Source organism: Streptomyces sp. NPDC048584 (assembly GCF_043199595.1).
GTDB classification, from domain to species: Bacteria; Actinomycetota; Actinomycetes; order Streptomycetales; family Streptomycetaceae; genus Streptomyces; species Streptomyces edwardsiae.
Genome location: NZ_JBICWF010000006.1, coordinates 42,284 through 60,012, shown reverse-complemented (window position 1 = coordinate 60,012; position 17,729 = coordinate 42,284). Strand labels below are relative to the sequence as shown.

Below are 17,729 nucleotides of genomic sequence, written 5' to 3'. Positions count from 1 at the left end.
GATGACCTGGATCGAACCGCTGCCCAGGAGCCTGATCCCGCTGCCCGGCGAGAGCCTGCACGGGCTGGTCCTGCGGCTGTCTCATCGCCTGGACCAAGCACCGGGCCACATCCTCTGGCGCACCGGGCTGACCTCCGGAAACCGATCGATCGGTCTCGCCCCGAAACGGCTGTTGCTCATGCTCGACCCCAGCGAACGACAGAGATTCGCAACCGCCACCCGCCTGGCCCCCGAGACCGTCGACCAACTCACCCTCCGGCCCTACTTCGCCACCCACCCTTCCATCGCCGAGGCCATAGCCCACCCCGGCCAGAAGCCGCGGCAACGGTTCATCCCGCCGACATGGCTGCTGTTCGCCAACCCGCGCCACTGCCCAAAGTGCCTGGCCGGAGACGGCAGCGAGATCCAGCGCCGACATGGCGGCGCCTGGAAACTCCAATGGCACCTGCCGATCGTGTTCGCCTGCCTGGAACACCGGGTCTTCCTGCAGCACCGCTGCCCGGCCTGCCGCCAGCACGCCGGCAGCCTCGACCGCCGCATCAGCACGCGCCTCATCGCCAGCCCCGGTGCCTCCGGACTCCACCCGGCCCAGTGCAGAAGCAAAACGACCGAAGCGCACCACGCCCCGCTCTGCCAGCACAGGCTGGACTCCTTCGACCCGCCGGGCGTCGAACTCACGCCTGAGCTGGAACGACTCCAGCCCGAACTTCTCGCTCTCCTGGAGGACACCACCGATCCGAGCCGAAGCCTGGGCCGTCTGTCGGACCTGCGTCACCTGTCAGCGATCATCTGCGCGACCTGGCCCCACAGCCAGCGCGGCGACCTCCCGCCAGCCGTGACCAGAGCACTCTCCACCGACCTACGCCGTCCGGCACAGCCCGGGCCCGGCAGCAGGGCCGGCCAACACCGCTGGGACTCCGCCCCGCCCTCTGCCCCAGCAACGGCAGCGGTGCTGAGCATCGCCACCCATCTATTGAACCTGCCCCTGAGAGAGCTGCGGAAAGAACTCCAGGACCTGGCCAAGCACGCTCCCTCGAACCTGGATCCGGCCTGGGGCAGGACCTGGAACCTACTGTCCCGCAGGCACTCGCCGATCATCGAATACGAGATCAAGCAGGCATTCCAGTCCCAGCAGCCACGGATGCCTGCCGCCGACGAGCCGGTCCTTGCTCTCCGGCCACGCGGCTACCTTCCAGAACACATCCCGCAACAACTGCCCGACGAGTGGTTCACCGTCCTCCGCGAAGCCTCCACTCCTCGCTCCCTCCCGCGAAGTCTCAAGCTCCGTCGCATCGCGGCGGTCCAACTCGTGCAAATCGCTACCGGCGAGTCGATGGCCGAAGCGGCCGACTTCCTGCAGATCCCTGGCGCCTGGTTCAACGGCCAGCCGCGTCAACAACTGCCCCCGCTGAACGTGTATCTCCGCACAGGCCCCTTCAATCTGACCACGGCCTTTGAGGCTCTCGCCTCGCACATCAGCCAGGCCCCTGACCCGGTCGACTACAAGCAACTTCGCGAACGGTTCGCGTCCTGGTCCCTGCCCCGTGAAGACTGGGCGGACCTGATCAGCGGTCTGCCGGGGTCGAAGCCCCACCGAGACCTCAGCGAGACTCGGAGCCGCCTGGAGGAGTGCGCGTCTGCGCTCGTCTGGTCGAAACTCACCGGCAGCGAGTGGCGTCTCGCCCCCACCATCGACCCGGTCACGTTCGGCGCAGGCACAGCGCTCGCCCGTCGAAGTCCACTGGGCGAGACGATGGTGAGGCTTCTTGCCCGGCGGGACCCCTACGTGCGGTCCCTCGGACCGCTCCTGGATGAGTACGCAGCCCAACTCGCAGCCACTGGCTCTGTCACTCCGGAAGAACCCTTCATGAGGTCGGGTTGAACATCTTCCAGTGGCCCTCGGAGACCACTTCGACGGCGCCGTCGGCCACCTTGATGGCGGTCTGCTCGTCCATCGCATATGCCGGACCCGCGATCCCGGCTGCCCATCGTTCTGCCGCGGCCATGGTGTTCTCCGGACAAGCCGGATGATCCAGGTGCGGGAAGATCGAAAAATCGACCACGCCCAGCGCGCTGTCGCCGCCAGCGGGCGGCTTCCAGCCCACGAAGTCCTCCCCGACGCGGGGGGTCATCACCAAGCTCCCGGCGCTGAGTCCCACATAGACCGTGTCGGGCAGCGACGGCAGGAGTTCAGCCAGCCCGGACTCCCGCATCCAGTGGCACAGATACAGCGCGTCACCGCCATTGACCAGCAGAACGTCGGCCTCCCGGACCCAGGAGACCCAGAGCGCTTCCTCGATGCTGGGCAGCGCGGTGAGCTCCAGCACGCCCACCGACTTCCACCCCAGCTCGGTCATGGGGCTGGGGGATCGTCCGCTGATGAACCGCCACGGCCCGCCCGGATCGGCGCCGGGGCCCCCATACCCCGCGGTGGGAATGCAGAGGGCACTGGACTCGGCGATCGGCTTGCCCAGGAGGTCGACCAGCGCATCCTGGATGCTCGCGTTCTTGATACCGGAGTCGGTGAGGAGAAGCTTCATCATGTCCTTCCCAAGGTCAGGAGTCATCCTCAACGAGTCCAAACCCTTCAGGGAAGCCCTCCATGAACTCGCTTCGCTGATCACTCGTCAGCTGAGTCACAAGATTGGGCAACACACTGTTCGTTGAGACCTTCGCAGCCAAGCCACGGGAGACAACCGGCTAGCACTCTTCGTGACCAAAGAAGCCACTTCTCCCGCCAGCTATCGCGAACAGAACCCGCCAACCCGCGTGAACAGGAACCGGCTGAGCAGCGGAGCCACCCCGCCTCACTCGCCAACAACCGCGAACGGTCACACGTGAACGCACGAATGTCCCGCCCCTCCGCGACGGAGGGGCGGGACGTCGTGACGAGGAGTGCTCAGCCGATCTGCGTGCCGGTCGCCGAGAGGGCCTCCGTCACCGGCTGGAAGAAGGTCTCACCCCCGGAGGTGCAGTCGCCGCTGCCGCCGGAGGTGAGGCCGACCGCGCTGCTGCCCGAGAAGAGCGAGCCACCGCTGTCGCCGGGCTCGGCGCACACGTCGGTCTGGATCAGACCGTTGACGATGTCGCCGTTGCCGTAGTTCACGGTGGCGTCCAGACCCGTGACCGTGCCGGAGTGCACCTGGGTCGTGGAGCCGCTGCGGGTGACCTGCATGCCGACGGTGGCCTCGGCGGCGCCGGAGATCGCCTGGGCGGATCCGTCGTAGAGGTTCACCTCGCTCGGGTGGGCCACGTCGGCGGTGTACTTGACCAGGCCGTAGTCGTCACCGGGGAAGCTGGAGTCCGCGTTCTCGCCGATCACGTTGCCGGAGGAGTCGGACCAGGTGGAGATCCCCTCGGTGCAGTGGCCCGCGGTGAGGAAGTGCGGCTCGCCGCCCTTGGTCACGTTGAAGCCGAGCGAACAGCGCCCGCCGTTGCCGGTGATGGCGTCGCCGCCGGCCACGAAGGGCTTGTACTCGCCCTTGGTGCGCTGGAGTTCGGCCTTGGCACCCAGCCCGTCGACGACCTTCGTCAGCTTGGCCCACTCCGCCCCGGAGACGGTGCGGTCCGCGGTGACGACGACCTTGTTGGTGGTCGGGTCGGTCACCCAGGAGGTGCCCGGGATGGTGGCGTCCTGCTTCAGGGCGGTGTGCGCGCTCTTGAGCTCGGCGAGGGAGTTCGCCACAACTCTCGCCTTGGCGCCGGCCGACTCGACGGCCTCGGCGGCCGACTCGTCGAGCACGTTCACCACGAGGGCCTTGCTCTTCGCGTCGTAGTACGTTCCCGCCGCGTCGGCGCCCAGGTCCTGGGCGAGGGTCGAGGCGAGCTTTCCGGCCGCTCCGATCGAGAGGGTCCGGGGCGCGGCGTCCGCCGGGGGCTCGCTGGCGTTCGCAGTCTGGAAGGTGACCGCGCCGGCGGCCAGTGCGGCGATGCCCGCACCCGCCATGACCGCGCGTCGCCCGGGTATGCGTCGGTGCTTCAACTCACGTCCTCCTGTGGGGGGACGGTCCGGGAGGTTGTGGGGACCCCGTCGGACCGGAAGGTGTACGGCGACGGGGGCGGAACACAGAAGAAGCCACGCCCGTGCCGGTCGAACGGCGCCCACTCTTCCGAACCCCCCAGGGAGCACACAAGGTCGACTTCAGGACGCGCGTACGACAACCGCCGCGCGCCCCCTATGTCCTGACAGTTCATGGACACGGGGGACGGTTCGCACTGCAAACGCTACGAGCGGGTAACCGGCGGTACGGCCGACGGGATCCGAGCATGGCTTGAATTCGACCCTCCGTGGCCCGGATGCATGGCCGGTGCACTCGTGGGGCGTTGCTTCCGCACCGGTTGCGGAGCCGGCCGCCGGGCCCGTTCGCCGACGCGCCCACGGCTCCGTGCCGCACGAAAACGAGCCCCCGCACGCCGGTTGCGTGCGGGGGCTCGTCGTCCTTCGGGCCGCGGGTGTCACCCGTGGGACCGGTGGTGGTGCGGGCCGGGTCCTAGTAGACGCTGACCCCGTAGGCGCTCAGGGCCTCGGTCACCGGCTGGAAGAAGGTCGTGCCGCCGGAGGAGCAGTTGCCGCTGCCGCCGGAGGTCAGACCGTACGCGGTGCCGTTGCTGCCGTAGAGCGAGCCGCCGGAGTCGCCGGGCTCGGCACAGACCGTGGTCTGGATGAGGCCGGAGACGATGTCGCCGCCGCCGTAGTTGACGGTGGCGTTCAGGGCGGTGACGCGGCCGCTGTGGGTGCCGGTGGTGGAACCGTCGCGGATGACGGTGGTGCCCACGGACGGGGTGGCCGCTCGGGTGATGTCCACGCCGTTGGCGGTGCCGGGCCGGGCGACGGACCCCGTGTACTGCACGATGCCGTAGTCGTTGCCCGGGAAGCTGGAGCCCGCCGTCTGTCCGATGACGGTGCCTCCGGAGCTGGCGCGCCAGGCGCCGGCGCCGTCGGTGCAGTGACCGGCGGTCAGGAAGTACTCGGCACCGCTGCTGCTGCGGACGTTGAAGCCGAGGGAGCAGCGCCAGCTGCTCGCGTAGATGGCGTCGCCGCCCTGGATGAGCTTGCTGAACGTACCCGGCGTGCGCTTGACGGTGATCGCGTCGGCGTCGGCCCCGGCCTGCTGCTTGATCTTGTTGATCTCGGCCTGGGAGACGGTGCTGTCGACCGTCAGGAGCACCCGGTTGGTCTCACTGTCGACGGCCCAGGCGGTGCCCGGGACGTCGGCCTTCAGCACCGAGCCGCTGACGCCCTTGAGTTCGGCGGAGCTGAAGGTGGTGGGGGTGTCGGACGCGTTCGCGCTGGGGACCGCGATCGCGGCGGCGGCCACGAGGCCGGTGGATACGGCGATCAGCCGAGTCCGTCTCGAGATGCCGCTGCTGGGGGTGGTGCGCTTGATCCTCACTTCTCGTTCCTCCACAAAGGAAGTAGGGGGCCCTCGTGGGGTTGTGGGCCCGGTGAGGCGCAGTCAGGGGGCCCGGATGCCCGGATTCCGAATATGCCGTGCCCCTGACAAGCGCTGTGGGCGAGTATTCGGCCGACCGACCGTTCGGCGCAAGGGTGCCTTTTGGCCGTCGACCTTTGAACCGTCTAGGAGATTTGATCCCCGCGCGGGGTCGCGTTACCCGTGGTCACACCCGTATCACGGCCGGTCGAACAGGTGCGCCGTGGCCGGAACTCGCCCCTCCGGATGACTCGTCCGTCAGCAGTCGCAGCCGCAGTCGCAGCCGTCCCCGCAGCATCCGTCCTCACCGCAGCAGTTGCAGCAGTCACAGCAGCTGCAGCAGTCGCCGCACCCGCTGCAGTCGCAGTTGGTGCAGGGCCCCTGCTTCTGCTCCCGGCTCCAGGGGTCGTCGTAGGTGCCGCAGCACAGCTGACAGGTGCAGGCGAGTCCCAGCCACACGGCGCAGCCGGCCAGCAGCCCGCGCGGGTCACGGCGCGGCGGTCCGGGCGGGAGCGGGGCGCCGGGGCCGCCGGGAGGGGCGTAGGGGCCCGCTCCGTGGGCACAGGAGACCGTACCGAAGGCGCGATGGACGGAGTTGGGCAGTTCATGGACGAGCAGCCGGTGCGCGAGACCACCGTCGGTGAACTCGGCCTCGCGCAGGGCGAGCCGGATGCCGTGCACCGCGTCGTCGGCGAGCCGGCGGGCCTCCTCCAGCGGGGTCCCGGTGGCGGTGAGCGGGTTCCAGGCGCCCGAAGCGGCGTCGGCCTCCCGGTCCTCCACGGCGTCCAGCAGATGCGCGAGGCGCCCGAAGAGACGCCCGGCCTCCGCGAGCGGTACGGCGTTGCCCGGCCGCCCGGCGAGCACCGCGGTGTGCGCGAAGGCCGCCGCCGTCGCCGTCTCGGTGGGCTCGGTGACGGTGAGGACCGGGGTGCCGGGCCCGGCGAGGGTCTCGATGCCCGTCTGCCGGTCCACGGCGTCGACGAGGACGGCGGTGTCGAAGCCGACGGCCGAACCGGTCCGCGCCCCCGCCCGGTCCCAGCCCGCCGCCACCCGCCGCGCGGCGAGCGCGACCGGCCCCCGCGCCAGCATCCCGTCACCGTCGGCGACATGGTCGCGCACCTTGGCGGAGGCGAGGACGAGGGAGACGGCCGCCGCGAGCCGCGCGCCCTCACCGTGCGCGACGGACGCGGTGCGCATCCCGCGCAGCGGACACGGCCCCGCGGTGCGCCGCCCCGCCTCCGGGCGGTCCGCCTGAGCCTCCGTCAGGACGGATATCAGCAGCCCGTCGTAGTTGGTGACGATCCGCGCGAGCTGCCCGTGATCCCCGCGCAGGGCGAGACACAGACCGCACAGATGGGCCATCCACTGGGCGGTGAGCTTCTCCCCGAGCCGGTGCCGGCACGGCCTGACCATTCCGAACACGACATCCCCCGTGCAGTTGTACGACGTTCAGCGGCGGCATCGTATCGGGCCCGGCGTTCACCCGTACGTACCCTTCCTCACCCGTACGCCGGGAAGAATCATATTTCACTCACAGTCAGCATCCGTTTACACCAAGACCCTTGGGGGACACGGAGTCTCGACGGATCAGCTGTGCACCAGTACCGTCACAAACCCCCCGCGCGGCGTCTATCCACTTGGCGCGACGTCCGCATCATGGACGACGATAGGGATGCGGAAAGCAGACAAGACCGCTGTGAGAGGAGGCGTCCATGGGATCGGTACGCAAGGCGAGTGCCTGGCTCGGCCTCGTCGACGACAACGAAGACGAGCGTTATTACGACGACGACTACTCCGACGGGGCCGAGCCCGGCGAGGCCTGGGTCACCGATCCGCGGGTCAAGGTCGCCGCGGACGTCGCCGAGGAGCGGGGGCGCCGGATCGGCACGGTCACCCCGGACAGCTTCCGGGACGCACGTGCCATCGGCGAGCTGTTCCGCGAGGGCGTTCCCGTCATCATGAACCTCACGGCCATGGACGCCGGTGACGCCAAGCGCGTCGTCGACTTCGCCGCGGGTCTGATCTTCGGTCTGCGCGGCTCCATCGAGCGGGTGTCGAACCGGGTGTTCCTGCTCAGCCCGGCCGACACCGAGGTCGTCAGCGGTGAGCCGGCCGCGCACCGTTCGGACGGCTTCTTCAACCAGAGCTGAGGCAGGGCCGTTCGCCGGCCCTGCCCCCTCGGGCACTCACCGGAAGGCGTCGAGCCCGGTGAGCGCCTTGCCCAGCACGAGCTGGTGCATCTCGACGGTGCCCTCGTACGTCAGCACCGATTCGAGGTTCGTCGCGTGCCGCATGACCGGGTACTCCAGCGAGATCCCGTTGGCGCCGAGGATCGTACGGGCCGTACGGCAGATGTCGAGGGCCTCGCGGACGTTGTTGAGCTTGCCGAAGCTGACCTGCTCGGGACGCAGGCGGCCGGCGTCCATGCGCCGCCCCAGATGGTGGGCGAGCAGAATCCCCTTGTGCAGTTCGACCGCCATGTCGGCGAGTTTGGCCTGGGTCAGCTGGAACCCGCCGATGGGCCGCCCGAACTGCTCCCGTGACATGGCGTAGTCGACGGCGGCCTCGAAGCAGCTCCGCGCGGCGCCCATCGCGCCCCAGACGATCCCGTACCGGGCGTGCGAGAGACAGCTGAGCGGGCCCTTGAGACCGGTCACCCCGGGCAGTACGGCGTCGGCGGGCAGTCGTACGCCGTCGAGGATCAGCTCGCTGGTGACGGAGGCGCGCAGCGACCACTTGTGCTTGATCTCGGGCGCGGAGAAGCCGGGGGTGTCGGTGGGTACGGCGAAGCCGCGGATCCCCTCGTCGGTCCGCGCCCACACCACGGCGACTCCGGCCACGGAACCGTTGGTGATCCACATCTTGCGTCCGCTGAGCACCCAGTCGGTGCCGTCCTTCTTGGCGTGGGTGCGCATGGCTGCGGGATCGGAGCCGACGTCGGGCTCGGTCAGCCCGAAGCAGCCGATGACCTCGCCGGAGGCCATCCGGGGCAGCCATTCCCGCTTCTGCTCCTCGCTGCCGAAGCGGTGGATGGCGTACATGGCGAGCGAGCCCTGTACGGAGACCAGGGACCGGATCCCGGAGTCGGCCGCCTCCAGCTCCAGACAGGCGAGCCCGTACTGGACGGCGCTCGCGCCCGCGCAGCCGTAGCCGTCGAGGGACATGCCGAGCGCGCCGATCCCGCCGAGCTCCCGGGCCAGCTCCCGGATACCGGGCAGCTCGCCCTTCTCGTACCAGCCGGCGACCTCCGGCAGCACCCGGTCGGCGGCCCAGGCCCGCACGGTGTCCCGCACGGCCAGGTCCTCCGGCTCCAGCAGCTCGTCGAGGCCGAGCGGATCGGCGGGGTCGAAGGGGGGCGGTTTCGCGGACGCGGACATGGATTCACCCTCCGAAAACGAAAACTAGCACCGCTAGTCCCAACATCGCACCGACGTTACGCGGCGGCCCCCGGCACGTCCACCCTGCCGCCCCTCGTCAGGGACGGGGGGACACCCACGGCCGACACCCTCGTCCCGGCCGGCGCCGCGGCCAGCCGGAACGGGCGGGCCCGCACGAAGCCGCCCCCGGCGAAAGGCACACCGCCCGCAGCCGCCGACGAGGTCCGCCCCCACACACGGGTGACGTTCACCTCGCAGTGGGCGGTGGACGGACGTGGGCGGGTGGGAGAACGCATTCGGTCACACCGACACGCGTGACTCCACCGGTCCCCGAGGCGCGGGCACCTCCACCGCGGCAGCCTCGCACTGCATCGCCCGCGGCAACCGCAACGCCATCAACGCCCCGAGCAACAGCAGCCCCGCGCTGACCAGCAACGTCACATGCAGCCCGTGCACAAACGCCTCCCGCGCCGCCTCCCGCAACGCGCTGCCCACCGGCCCGCCGAGCCCGTCGGCCACCTCGTACGCCTCCCCCAGCGAGTGCGACGCCGCCGAGGACGCCTCCCCCGGTACCCCGGGAACCTCCGCGAGGCCGGGCGCATACGCCGCGTTCATCACACTGCCGAGCAGCGCGATCCCGATACCGGCGCCCAACTGGTACGAGGTCTCGCCGATCGCCGCCGCCCCGCCCGCCGACGCCGCCGGCGCCTCGCTGAGCATCGACTCGTAGGCCCCGAACAGCGTGGTCTCCAGCCCCAGCCCGAGCAGCACGAACCCGGTCAGCAGCAGGGGCCAGTCGTCCTGCCCGCCCATCCCGGTCAGGGCCACCACCGCCGCCGCGGTCAGACAGAAGCCGGCGCAGACCATGCGGCGCGGCCCGAACCGGCGCAGCATCCGCGCCCCCGCCAGCCCGGCCGCCATCGCGGCGATCGTCAGCGGCAGCAGCCGCAGCCCGGTCTCCAGCGGAGAGAGCCCCAGCACCAGCTGGAGGTACTGGGCCGCGATCAGTTCCAGCCCGACCAGCGCGAGCATCGCCAGCACGATGCACCCCACCGACGTACTGAACGCCGGCCGGGCGAACATCCGCAGGTCGACCAGCGGATGCGCGCGCCGCCGTTGCCGCCGTACGAACGCGGCCAGCAGACCGGCGCCCAGGAGCAGCGTCAGCAGGGTCCACACTCCGGCGGCGGACGCGCCGCCGCCGAGCCGCTTCACTCCGAGGACCATCGCGAACAGTCCGGCCGCGGCCATCAGCGCGCCGACCACGTCCCACGGCCCGTCGCCGGCGCCCTTCGACTCGGGCAGCAGAAGGCGCCCGACCGGGAGGCTGACCAGCATCAGCGGGATGTTGACCAGGAACACCGAACCCCACCAGAAGTGCTCCAGCAGGAACCCGCCGAGCAGCGGGCCGACCGCCGCGCCGACGGCGGCGACCGCGCTCCAGATACCGATGGCGAGCGCCCGCTCGCGCCGGTCGGGGAAGACCTGGCGCAGGATCGACAGCGTCGCCGGCATGATCATCGCGCCACCGACGCCGAGCAGCGCCCGCGCGACGATCAGCACCTGCGCGCTGTCCGCGAGGGCCGCCATGCCGGAGGCGACGCCGAACAGGGCGTAGCCGAGCAGCAGGACGCGTCTGCGGCCGATCCGGTCCCCGAGGGTGCCGAAGAGGATCAGCAGCGAGGCGCAGACCAACGGATAGGCGTCGACGATCCAGAGCAGTTCCATCGCGCCGGGCCTGAGGTCCTCGGTGACCGCGGGAACCGCCACGTGCAGCACGGTGGCGTCGACGGCGACCAGGAGCAGGCTGGCGCACAGGACGACGAGCACCACCCAGCGGTTGGCACCGGCCCCGGCCGCCCGACGGCGCAGCGCGGCGGCGGCCGTGGTCGTCCCGGACATGTACGTACCTCCCAGATGTTCCCTCGCGATCGGCGGGCTCACAGGGTCGGGGACTCCCCCGTGACTCGGCCGGGGAGGAGCGGTGATCCCCGGCCCGCGCAGCGATCGGCGAGTGACACGTCAGAGTACGCGAGTGGAAGCCGGGGTCGAGTGGCGGGCCTCTCACTGCCCGGACGGATCCATGTGGCGTACACCACTCCTCCCGCCGTGGTCACACGCCTGTGCCGGGCGGACCGGTTCCCCGCCGGGTCGATAATCGGGCGGGTGAACGATCTCGACGTACACGTCGCCCCGGCCCGCTCCGGCGCCCTGCGCCGCGCCGCCCCGGCGCTCCTCGGGTACACCGCCGTGCGTGCCCTGGGCCTGGTGGTGCTGGCCGTGTGGAGCGGGGCGCGCGGCAAGGACGCGTACACCCTGCTGACCGCGCGCTGGGACGCGCTCTGGTACACGAGGGTCGCCGAACTCGGGTACGGCTACGAGGTGCGGCTCCCCCAGGGCGACGTGCACTCCAACCTGGCGTTCTTCCCGCTGCTGCCATGGCTGGAGCGGCTGGTGGCTGCGGTGTCCCCGCTGTCGTACGCCGACGGCGGCTTCGTGGTGAGCGCGGTCGCCTCGCTCGCGGCGGCCTGGGGGATCTTCGCGGTGGCCGACCACGTGTACGGGCGCCGGGCCGGGGTGTGCGCGGTGCTGCTGTGGGCGGTGCTGCCGGTCGGGATCGTGCAGTCGATGGCGTACAGCGAGTCCCTGTTCACCGCGCTCGCCGCGTGGTCGCTGTACGCCGTGCTGACGGGGCGCTGGGTGACGGCGGGAGTCCTCGCCGGCCTGGCGGGCCTGACCCGCCCGGTGGGGCTGGCGGTGGTCGCGGCGGTCTGGGCGGCGGGCATCGCCGCGTTCCTCCGCGACCGCACGTCCGCGCGGAGGGACACCACCCCCGCGCGGGACCGCACCCCTTTCGCGCGGCACCGCAGCAAGGCGCTCGCGGACGGCGCACGGCCGGGCGGACGCTCCGGCGCGCCCGCGCCGGACCGGCGCGCCCCCGCACCGGAGGGCGCCCGGAGCGCGCCGCACCTTCCGGGTGTGCGCCTGCGCCGGATCCTCGGCATGCTCCTCGCGCCCCTCGGAGCCGCCGGTTACGTTCTGTGGGTCGGCCACCGCACCGGAGACGGACCGCTGGGATATCTCGATGTACAGGCCGGATGGCGCAACGGCTTCGACGGCGGCTACGCCTTCGCCCGTTTCGTCGCCGCCAAGTTCACGTCCTTCCCGTCCGCCCTCGCGGGCCTCGGCCTGCTGATCGGCGTCGGCCTCCTGCTCCGGCTGTACGTCGTCTGCGTACGGCAGCGGCAGCCGCTCCCCCTGCTCGTGTACGCCGGTGTCGTCACCGCGCTCGCCCTGTGCGCGTCGAGCTACTTCGGCTCGAAGCCGCGGCTGCTGCTGCCCGCCTTCCCCCTGCTGCTGCCCCTCGCCCTGGCCCTGGCCCGGCTGCGTACGCGCAGGTCGGCGCTGGTCGTGGGGGCGGTCGCGGCGGCCTCGGCGGTGTACGGGGCCTTCTGGCTGAACGGCTCCGGTCCGCCCTGACCCGCCCCCGGACGGCCGATGAGCGCCGGGGAAATTCCGTACGAGCCCCCGGTGAACGAATTTAAAAGCGCGATAAAACCCTCGCCCTGAATGATCAAAGGAATTGAAGTCCGGGGCATCCGGGGTTTACGGATTCGCCGGTATTAAAGGTCCTCCTGAGAGGAATGCCACATCACATCGTCATCACAAAGAGGCTGATTCGACAGGGTTCCGCGCTCACTCGCTGTAACGTCGATTGGGTGCGTACCGAACGGAAGCCCACCCGTCTGGACCGGGTGTTCGCGAGGCTGGATCGTGAGCCGGAACGACCGGCTCACATCGGCGTGCCGCGAATGAGCCGGCACCGGGTGGTGCTGTTCGGCGCCTCCCTGGCCTTCTATCTGGCGATCGTGTGGGCCGTGCTGATCACCTCCTGGCTGGTCCGGCTGGACTGGCAGGTGATGTTCTTCCGCCCCTATCAGCAGTGGTCCGAGATCCACGCCTTCGTCGACTACTACGTGGTGCTCGGCCAGCGCGGCCCGACCGCCGTGATGGTGGCGGCCTGGCTGGGCTGGCGCTCCTGGCGGCAGCACACGCTGCGTCCCCTGCTCGCCCTCGGCGTCTCCCTGCTGCTGCTCAACGTCACCGTCGGTGCCGCGAAGTACGGCATGGGCCGCCTCGGCCCGCACTACGCCACCGAGATCGGCTCGAACGAGATGTGGCTCGGCGGCGATATATTTCCCAGCGGCCACACCGCGAACGCCGTGGTGACCTGGGGAATCCTGGCCTATCTGGCCTCCACCCCGAGAGCGCGCCGCTGGCTGTCCGCCCTGTCCGCGGTCACCTCGCTCGGCGTGGGTCTGTCCACCGTGTACATCGGGACGCACTGGCTGAGCGATGTGGTCCTGGGCTGGGTCGCGGGCCTGCTGATCCTGCTGGCGCTGCCCTGGTTCGAGCCGCTGATCGCCCGCACGGAGGCGCGGATCTTCGGCCTCCGGGCCCGCTGGCGGGTACGCCGGGCGGGCGCGGCCGAGCCCGGCGCTCTCGCGCGGCCCGTCATGCTCAGGCCGCTCACGGACCGCGCCGACCCGGCTCCCGAGCCGCTCGCCACGGGCCGCCCGTCCACCCGGTCGCCCGCCTACCTGGCGCCCGGACCGCATACGACCCGCGGGGAGCGCTCCCCGGTCACACCGGCGGGCAGCCGCCGCCCGCCGCACCCCGAGCGCCACCCGCGCGGTACGACGTCGGCGACCCGCCCCTGACGGCGGGCGTCAGCCCTTCCAGGCCCGCGCCACCCGGCCGTCCCGCACCTCGAAGTTGAGCCGGCCCATGCGGTACTCCATGGTGATGATCGTCCCCGGCGCGAGCGCCCGCACCGTCGACCAGCCGCGCTCGCGCGCGAGGTGCTCGGCCCGGTCCGCGGCAAGGCCGACATAGGCGTCCGGGCTGTCCTGGGGTTCCGCCGAGGGTGTCGGAATGGGTGCCATACGGCCACGCTATGCCCTGCCCCGTGAGCGGGGAAGCCCGCTCCGGGAACACCCGGCCGGATCCTGTGGCGGTCACACTTCTGTCACAGGATCACGACAGACGTTCGTGACGGTGACCTTCACCCGGACGGATGGTTCCGTGCCCCTTCCGCAGGTATTCGAACGTAATTCCCGCGTGTCACACCACTGGCGTGTTCGGCGTCCGCGGAAAATGCCGTGAGAAGTACTCCCGGGGCCTCATTCGTTTTCCGCCGACACACATGACCGCACAAGCCGGTGCGCACAGAACATGCGCTTTTCCGCCACACGATCCGCCACGTCCCCTGTCGTAAGCGGGCAGGGGCGAGCATCATGGCGTGGGCCCGGAGGGACAGGCGGCGCGGGCCCGAGCGGGCCCGGCGCGCGAGGAGCGAAGGGGCGAGCGATGGGGACGCAGACCGTCCAGGCGGCGGCGCGACCGGCGCGGCGGCAGCGGCGCGGACGACTGGTGATCGACTGGCTGACCACCACGGACCACAAGAAGATCGGCCATCTCTATCTGATCACGTCGTTCGTGTTCTTCCTGATCGCCGGCGTGATGGCCCTGCTGATGCGGGCGGAACTGGCCCGGCCCGGACTGCAGATCGTCGACAACCAGCAGTTCAACCAGCTGTTCACCCTGCACGGCACGATCATGCTGCTGCTGTTCGCGACGCCCACCTTCGCCGGTTTCGCCAACGAGCTGATGCCCCTGCAGATCGGGGCGCCCGACGTGGCCTTCCCCCGGCTGAACATGCTCTCGTACTGGCTGTTCCTCTTCGGCGGGCTGATCGTGCTCGGTTCGCTGGTGGTCACCGGGGGCCCGGCCGCCTTCGGCTGGTTCGCCTACGCGCCGCTGAACAGCATGGAGCACTCGCCGGGCCTCGGTCCCGACCTGTGGATCATGGGGCTCGCGCTCGCCGGGTTCGGCACCATCCTCGGCGCGGTCAACTTCATCACCACCATCGTCGGGATGCGCGCGCCCGGGATGACGATGTTCCGGATGCCGCTGTTCACCTGGAACACGCTGTTCACGTCGATCCTGATCCTGCTGGCGTTCCCGGTGCTGGCGGCGGCGCTGCTGGTGCTGGAGGCGGACCGGCGGTTCGGCTCCCAGGTCTTCGAGGCCGCCGTCGGCGGGGCGGTCCTGTGGCAGCACCTGTTCTGGTTCTTCGGCCATCCCGAGGTGTACATCATCGCGCTGCCGTTCTTCGGCATCGTCACCGAGATCATCCCGGTCTTCAGCCGCAAGCCGCTGTTCGGCTATCTGACGCTGGTGGGCGCCACCATGGCCATCACCGGCCTGTCGGTGGTGGTGTGGGCGCACCACATGTTCGCCACCGGGGCGGTGCTGCTGCCGTTCTTCTCCTTCATGAGCTTCCTGATCGCGGTACCCACGGGCGTGAAGTTCTTCAACTGGACCGGCACCATGATCAAGGGGTCGCTGTCCTTCGAGACACCCATGCTGTGGGCGACCGGGTTCCTGGTGTCGTTCCTGTTCGGCGGGCTCACCGGGGTGCTGCTGGCGTCGCCGCCGCTGGACTTCCATGTGACGGACTCGTACTTCGTCGTCGCGCACTTCCACTACGTCGTCTTCGGCACCGTCGTCTTCGCGACCTTCGGCGGCTTCTACTTCTGGTGGCCCAAGTTCACCGGGAAGATGTTGGACGAACGGCTCGGCAAGATCCAGTTCTGGACGCTGTTCGTCGGCTTCCACACCACGTTCCTGGTGCAGCACTGGCTGGGCGCCGAGGGCATGCCACGCCGCTACGCCGACTATCTGGCGGCGGACGGCTTCACCGCGCTGAACACCGTCTCGACCATCGGCGCCTTCCTGCTCGGCATGTCCACGCTGCCGTTCCTCTACAACGTCTGGAAGACCGCCAAGTACGGCGAGAAGGTCGAGGTCGACGACCCGTGGGGGTTCGGCCGCTCCCTGGAGTGGGCGACCTCGTGTCCCCCGCCCCGGCACAACTTCACGACGCTGCCCCGGGTCCGTTCGGAGTCGCCGGCGTTCGACATGAACCATCCGGAGTACGCGGCGCTGACCGCCCAGCCCGAACCGAAGAGCGAGCAGGCCAATTCCGGTCAGGGCTCGTAGGCGAGCTGCGGCACCTCGAAGCAGGTGCGGTTCATGTCGCCCTGCGCCACCCAGCCCTCGCCGTCCCGCCAGCGGGCCACGGACAGACAGGTCCGGCTCGTCGACGGCGGCTCGGGCGACCGCTCGAACGAGACGGGCAGCAGGAGTCCGCCCGCGGTGTAGTCCCGGGCGCGGCCGACGTAGCCGTCGACGCACGCGCGGGTGATGCCCGTACGGGCGCAGGAGGTGGCCGCGTCGGTGAACCAGCGCGCCGCCGCCCAGCCCTCCAGCTGCCACTGGGAGTGCGTCTCCAGATCCTTCGTGGCGTCCCGGAACGCGCGTACGGCCGGATGGGCCGTGTCCTCGTAGTCGCGGCTGGAGCCGGTCGCCCAGAGGGCGTTGCGGCAGTGCGGTGCCTCCTTGTAGTCCCCGGCTACGGCGGAGGTCCAGTTCTGCACGTTGGTGACCTTGGCGGTGACCCGGACGCCGGCGTCGTCCATGGCCCGGCACAGGCGGGCGTTGCCGTTCGCGTCGATGGCGTCGAAGACCAGGTCGGCGCCCTGCTGCTTCAGGTCGGCGGCGACCGCGCGGAAGTTGGGCAGGGCGAAGTCGACCTGCTCGGTGACCACCTTGTAGCCCTCGGCCCTCAGACCGCGTTGCACCAGCCGGGCGTAGGCGGCGGACGCGGACTGGTTGTAGGAGACGACGGCGGCGGTTCGGGCGCCGTGCTCGCGCTTGAAGTAGCGGTAGACCTCGGTGCCGCCGTACAGCCTGCCGTCCCAGCCGGGGGTGCCGTTCCGGGGCGCGTCGCTGCCGTGGATGCCGTACAGGTGCGGATATGTGTCGTAGGCGGCGCCGATGGGCTGGCCGCCGACGTCGGGGACGCCCGCGCGGGAGACGCGGGAGGCGCCCGCGTAGTCCAGGGCGGTGGTGGCGACCAGGGCGACGACCTTCTCCTCGTCGATCAGCCTGTGCACGCACTCGTTGTTGCCGACGCCGCTGCCGCCGTCGTCGCATGTGTGCACCTCGACGCGCCGGCCGTCGATGCCGCCGCGCGTGTTGAGCCGGTCGAACCAGGCCTTCGCGCCGTCGCGCGGGCCGGTGAGGGCGCCGCCGCCGACCGGGCTGGTGGCGCTCGCGACGATGCCGACCCGGATCGGCTCGCGCGCGGGCGCGGAGGCGCGGTCGTCGTGCCCGAAGTCGCTCTCCGGCAGACGGCTGCCGCAGGCGGCGGTCAGGGCGAGGAGCGCCGCCGCGGCGAGGGCCTCAGCAGCCCGGGATGTCCGGGGGCGACTCATCGCCGCTCAGCTGGACGAGCGCGCACAGGGACTTGACGGACACCTTCCAGGTGCCGTCGTCGTCGACGGCGACGCCGGAGGCGTCCGGGAGGGCGGTGGCCCCCCTGAGCGTCAGGGTGAACGTCACGTCCGCCTCGGTCGGTGAGGTGAACGCGATCTCGGTGACCTCTGCCTTCACCTGTCCGGCGCGGTTGTCACCGCTGAACACCTCGAGCACCGGGCCCAGCAGCTCACCGTTCTGCAGGAGCTTCTTCTTCTCGTCCACGGGCGTTGCGGGGTCGAAGAACTTCTCCCAGTTCTGCCGGATCTCCTTCTCGGCCGCCGCCCGGTCCGCGGGCGCGCTGCCCGGTTCGTTCGTCGTGTGCTCCGCCGTGGGCGTGGTGTTCCCGCCGTCGCCCCCGCCGTAGCCGCCGCCGTCGCCGCATGCCGCGAGGCCGGGCGCCAGCACCAGGAACAGGGCGGCGGCCAGTGCCGTGCCCCGCCCCGCCGCCCGGGGGCGGTGCCGGTCCGTCCTTGTGCTCCCCCGCCCGATGCCACTGCCGAGAACCATCTGGCTCACCAATCGGGTGTCGGTCCGG

14 protein-coding genes are annotated in these 17,729 nt (G+C 70.6%); 5 read left to right on the top strand and 9 right to left on the bottom strand.

The genetic code is table 11. From position 1 onward, the window contains the following. Nucleotide 1: 1 nt before the first annotated feature. Complete coding sequence (locus tag ACGFR9_RS15165) at nucleotides 2-1,882, top strand: TniQ family protein (protein WP_393207680.1); 1,881 nt, start codon at nucleotides 2-4, stop codon at nucleotides 1,880-1,882. On the opposite strand, the gene ACGFR9_RS15160 is transcribed toward ACGFR9_RS15165, so the two are convergent. The 4 genes from ACGFR9_RS15160 to ACGFR9_RS15145 all read right to left on the bottom strand — a co-directional run bounded on the left by ACGFR9_RS15160 (nucleotide 1,866) and on the right by ACGFR9_RS15145 (nucleotide 6,854). Beyond that, the gene (locus ACGFR9_RS15160; protein WP_393208539.1) at nucleotides 1,866-2,540 is read right to left on the bottom strand and encodes a Type 1 glutamine amidotransferase-like domain-containing protein; all 675 of its coding nucleotides are present in this window, start codon (nucleotides 2,538-2,540) and stop codon (nucleotides 1,866-1,868) included. The genes ACGFR9_RS15165 and ACGFR9_RS15160 overlap by 17 nt on opposite strands. 359 nt (nucleotides 2,541-2,899) lie before the next feature. Continuing rightward, complete coding sequence (locus tag ACGFR9_RS15155; protein WP_393208536.1) at nucleotides 2,900-3,946, bottom strand: S1 family peptidase; 1,047 nt, start codon at nucleotides 3,944-3,946, stop codon at nucleotides 2,900-2,902. 544 nt (nucleotides 3,947-4,490) lie between these two features. After that, on the bottom strand, nucleotides 4,491-5,393 hold the full coding sequence (locus ACGFR9_RS15150) for a S1 family peptidase (RefSeq protein WP_311645594.1): 903 nt from the start codon (nucleotides 5,391-5,393) through the stop codon (nucleotides 4,491-4,493). Between the two features lie 297 nt (nucleotides 5,394-5,690). Then, nucleotides 5,691-6,854 carry a DUF5685 family protein gene (locus tag ACGFR9_RS15145; RefSeq protein WP_393207677.1) on the bottom strand — a complete coding sequence of 388 codons (1,164 nt, stop codon included), beginning with the start codon at nucleotides 6,852-6,854 and terminating at the stop codon, nucleotides 5,691-5,693. Nucleotides 6,855-7,144: 290 nt separating this feature from the next. On the opposite strand from ACGFR9_RS15145, the gene ACGFR9_RS15140 reads away from it, so the two are divergent. Further along, the gene (locus ACGFR9_RS15140) at nucleotides 7,145-7,582 is read left to right on the top strand and encodes a cell division protein SepF (protein WP_030227434.1); all 438 of its coding nucleotides are present in this window, start codon (nucleotides 7,145-7,147) and stop codon (nucleotides 7,580-7,582) included. 36 nt (nucleotides 7,583-7,618) lie between these two features. Here the strand turns inward: ACGFR9_RS15140 and ACGFR9_RS15135 are convergent, their stop codons facing one another. Then, nucleotides 7,619-8,809: an acyl-CoA dehydrogenase family protein gene (locus ACGFR9_RS15135; RefSeq protein ID WP_393207674.1), complete on the bottom strand. Its 1,191-nt coding sequence runs from the start codon at nucleotides 8,807-8,809 to the stop codon at nucleotides 7,619-7,621. A gap of 300 nt (nucleotides 8,810-9,109) precedes the next feature. Then, nucleotides 9,110-10,711: an MFS transporter gene (locus ACGFR9_RS15130; protein ID WP_393207671.1), complete on the bottom strand. Its 1,602-nt coding sequence runs from the start codon at nucleotides 10,709-10,711 to the stop codon at nucleotides 9,110-9,112. 264 nt (nucleotides 10,712-10,975) lie between these two features. On the opposite strand from ACGFR9_RS15130, the gene ACGFR9_RS15125 reads away from it, so the two are divergent. Both ACGFR9_RS15125 and ACGFR9_RS15120 read left to right on the top strand, forming a co-directional pair. Then, on the top strand, nucleotides 10,976-12,289 hold the full coding sequence (locus tag ACGFR9_RS15125; protein WP_393207668.1) for a glycosyltransferase family 39 protein: 1,314 nt from the start codon (nucleotides 10,976-10,978) through the stop codon (nucleotides 12,287-12,289). 239 nt (nucleotides 12,290-12,528) lie between these two features. Next, nucleotides 12,529-13,530 carry a phosphatase PAP2 family protein gene (locus ACGFR9_RS15120; RefSeq protein WP_393207665.1) on the top strand — a complete coding sequence of 334 codons (1,002 nt, stop codon included), beginning with the start codon at nucleotides 12,529-12,531 and terminating at the stop codon, nucleotides 13,528-13,530. Between the two features lie 9 nt (nucleotides 13,531-13,539). On the opposite strand, the gene ACGFR9_RS15115 is transcribed toward ACGFR9_RS15120, so the two are convergent. Then, on the bottom strand, nucleotides 13,540-13,755 hold the full coding sequence (locus ACGFR9_RS15115; RefSeq protein WP_393207662.1) for an I78 family peptidase inhibitor: 216 nt from the start codon (nucleotides 13,753-13,755) through the stop codon (nucleotides 13,540-13,542). Nucleotides 13,756-14,179: 424 nt separating this feature from the next. Here ACGFR9_RS15115 and ctaD point away from each other — a divergent pair, with 424 nt between their 5' ends. Continuing rightward, nucleotides 14,180-15,874, top strand: a complete 1,695-nt coding sequence (gene ctaD / locus ACGFR9_RS15110) for a cytochrome c oxidase subunit I (RefSeq protein WP_393207659.1) — start codon at nucleotides 14,180-14,182, stop codon at nucleotides 15,872-15,874. Here ctaD and ACGFR9_RS15105 read toward each other — a convergent pair. Both ACGFR9_RS15105 and ACGFR9_RS15100 read right to left on the bottom strand, forming a co-directional pair. Further along, nucleotides 15,862-17,151: an ABC transporter substrate-binding protein gene (locus ACGFR9_RS15105; RefSeq protein WP_393207656.1), complete on the bottom strand. Its 1,290-nt coding sequence runs from the start codon at nucleotides 17,149-17,151 to the stop codon at nucleotides 15,862-15,864. The two genes, ctaD and ACGFR9_RS15105, sit on opposite strands and share 13 nt — an antisense overlap. Then, on the bottom strand, nucleotides 17,120-17,701 hold the full coding sequence (locus ACGFR9_RS15100) for a hypothetical protein (protein ID WP_393208533.1): 582 nt from the start codon (nucleotides 17,699-17,701) through the stop codon (nucleotides 17,120-17,122). The genes ACGFR9_RS15105 and ACGFR9_RS15100 overlap by 32 nt, the downstream gene beginning before the upstream one ends. Nucleotides 17,702-17,729: the final 28 nt, after the last annotated feature.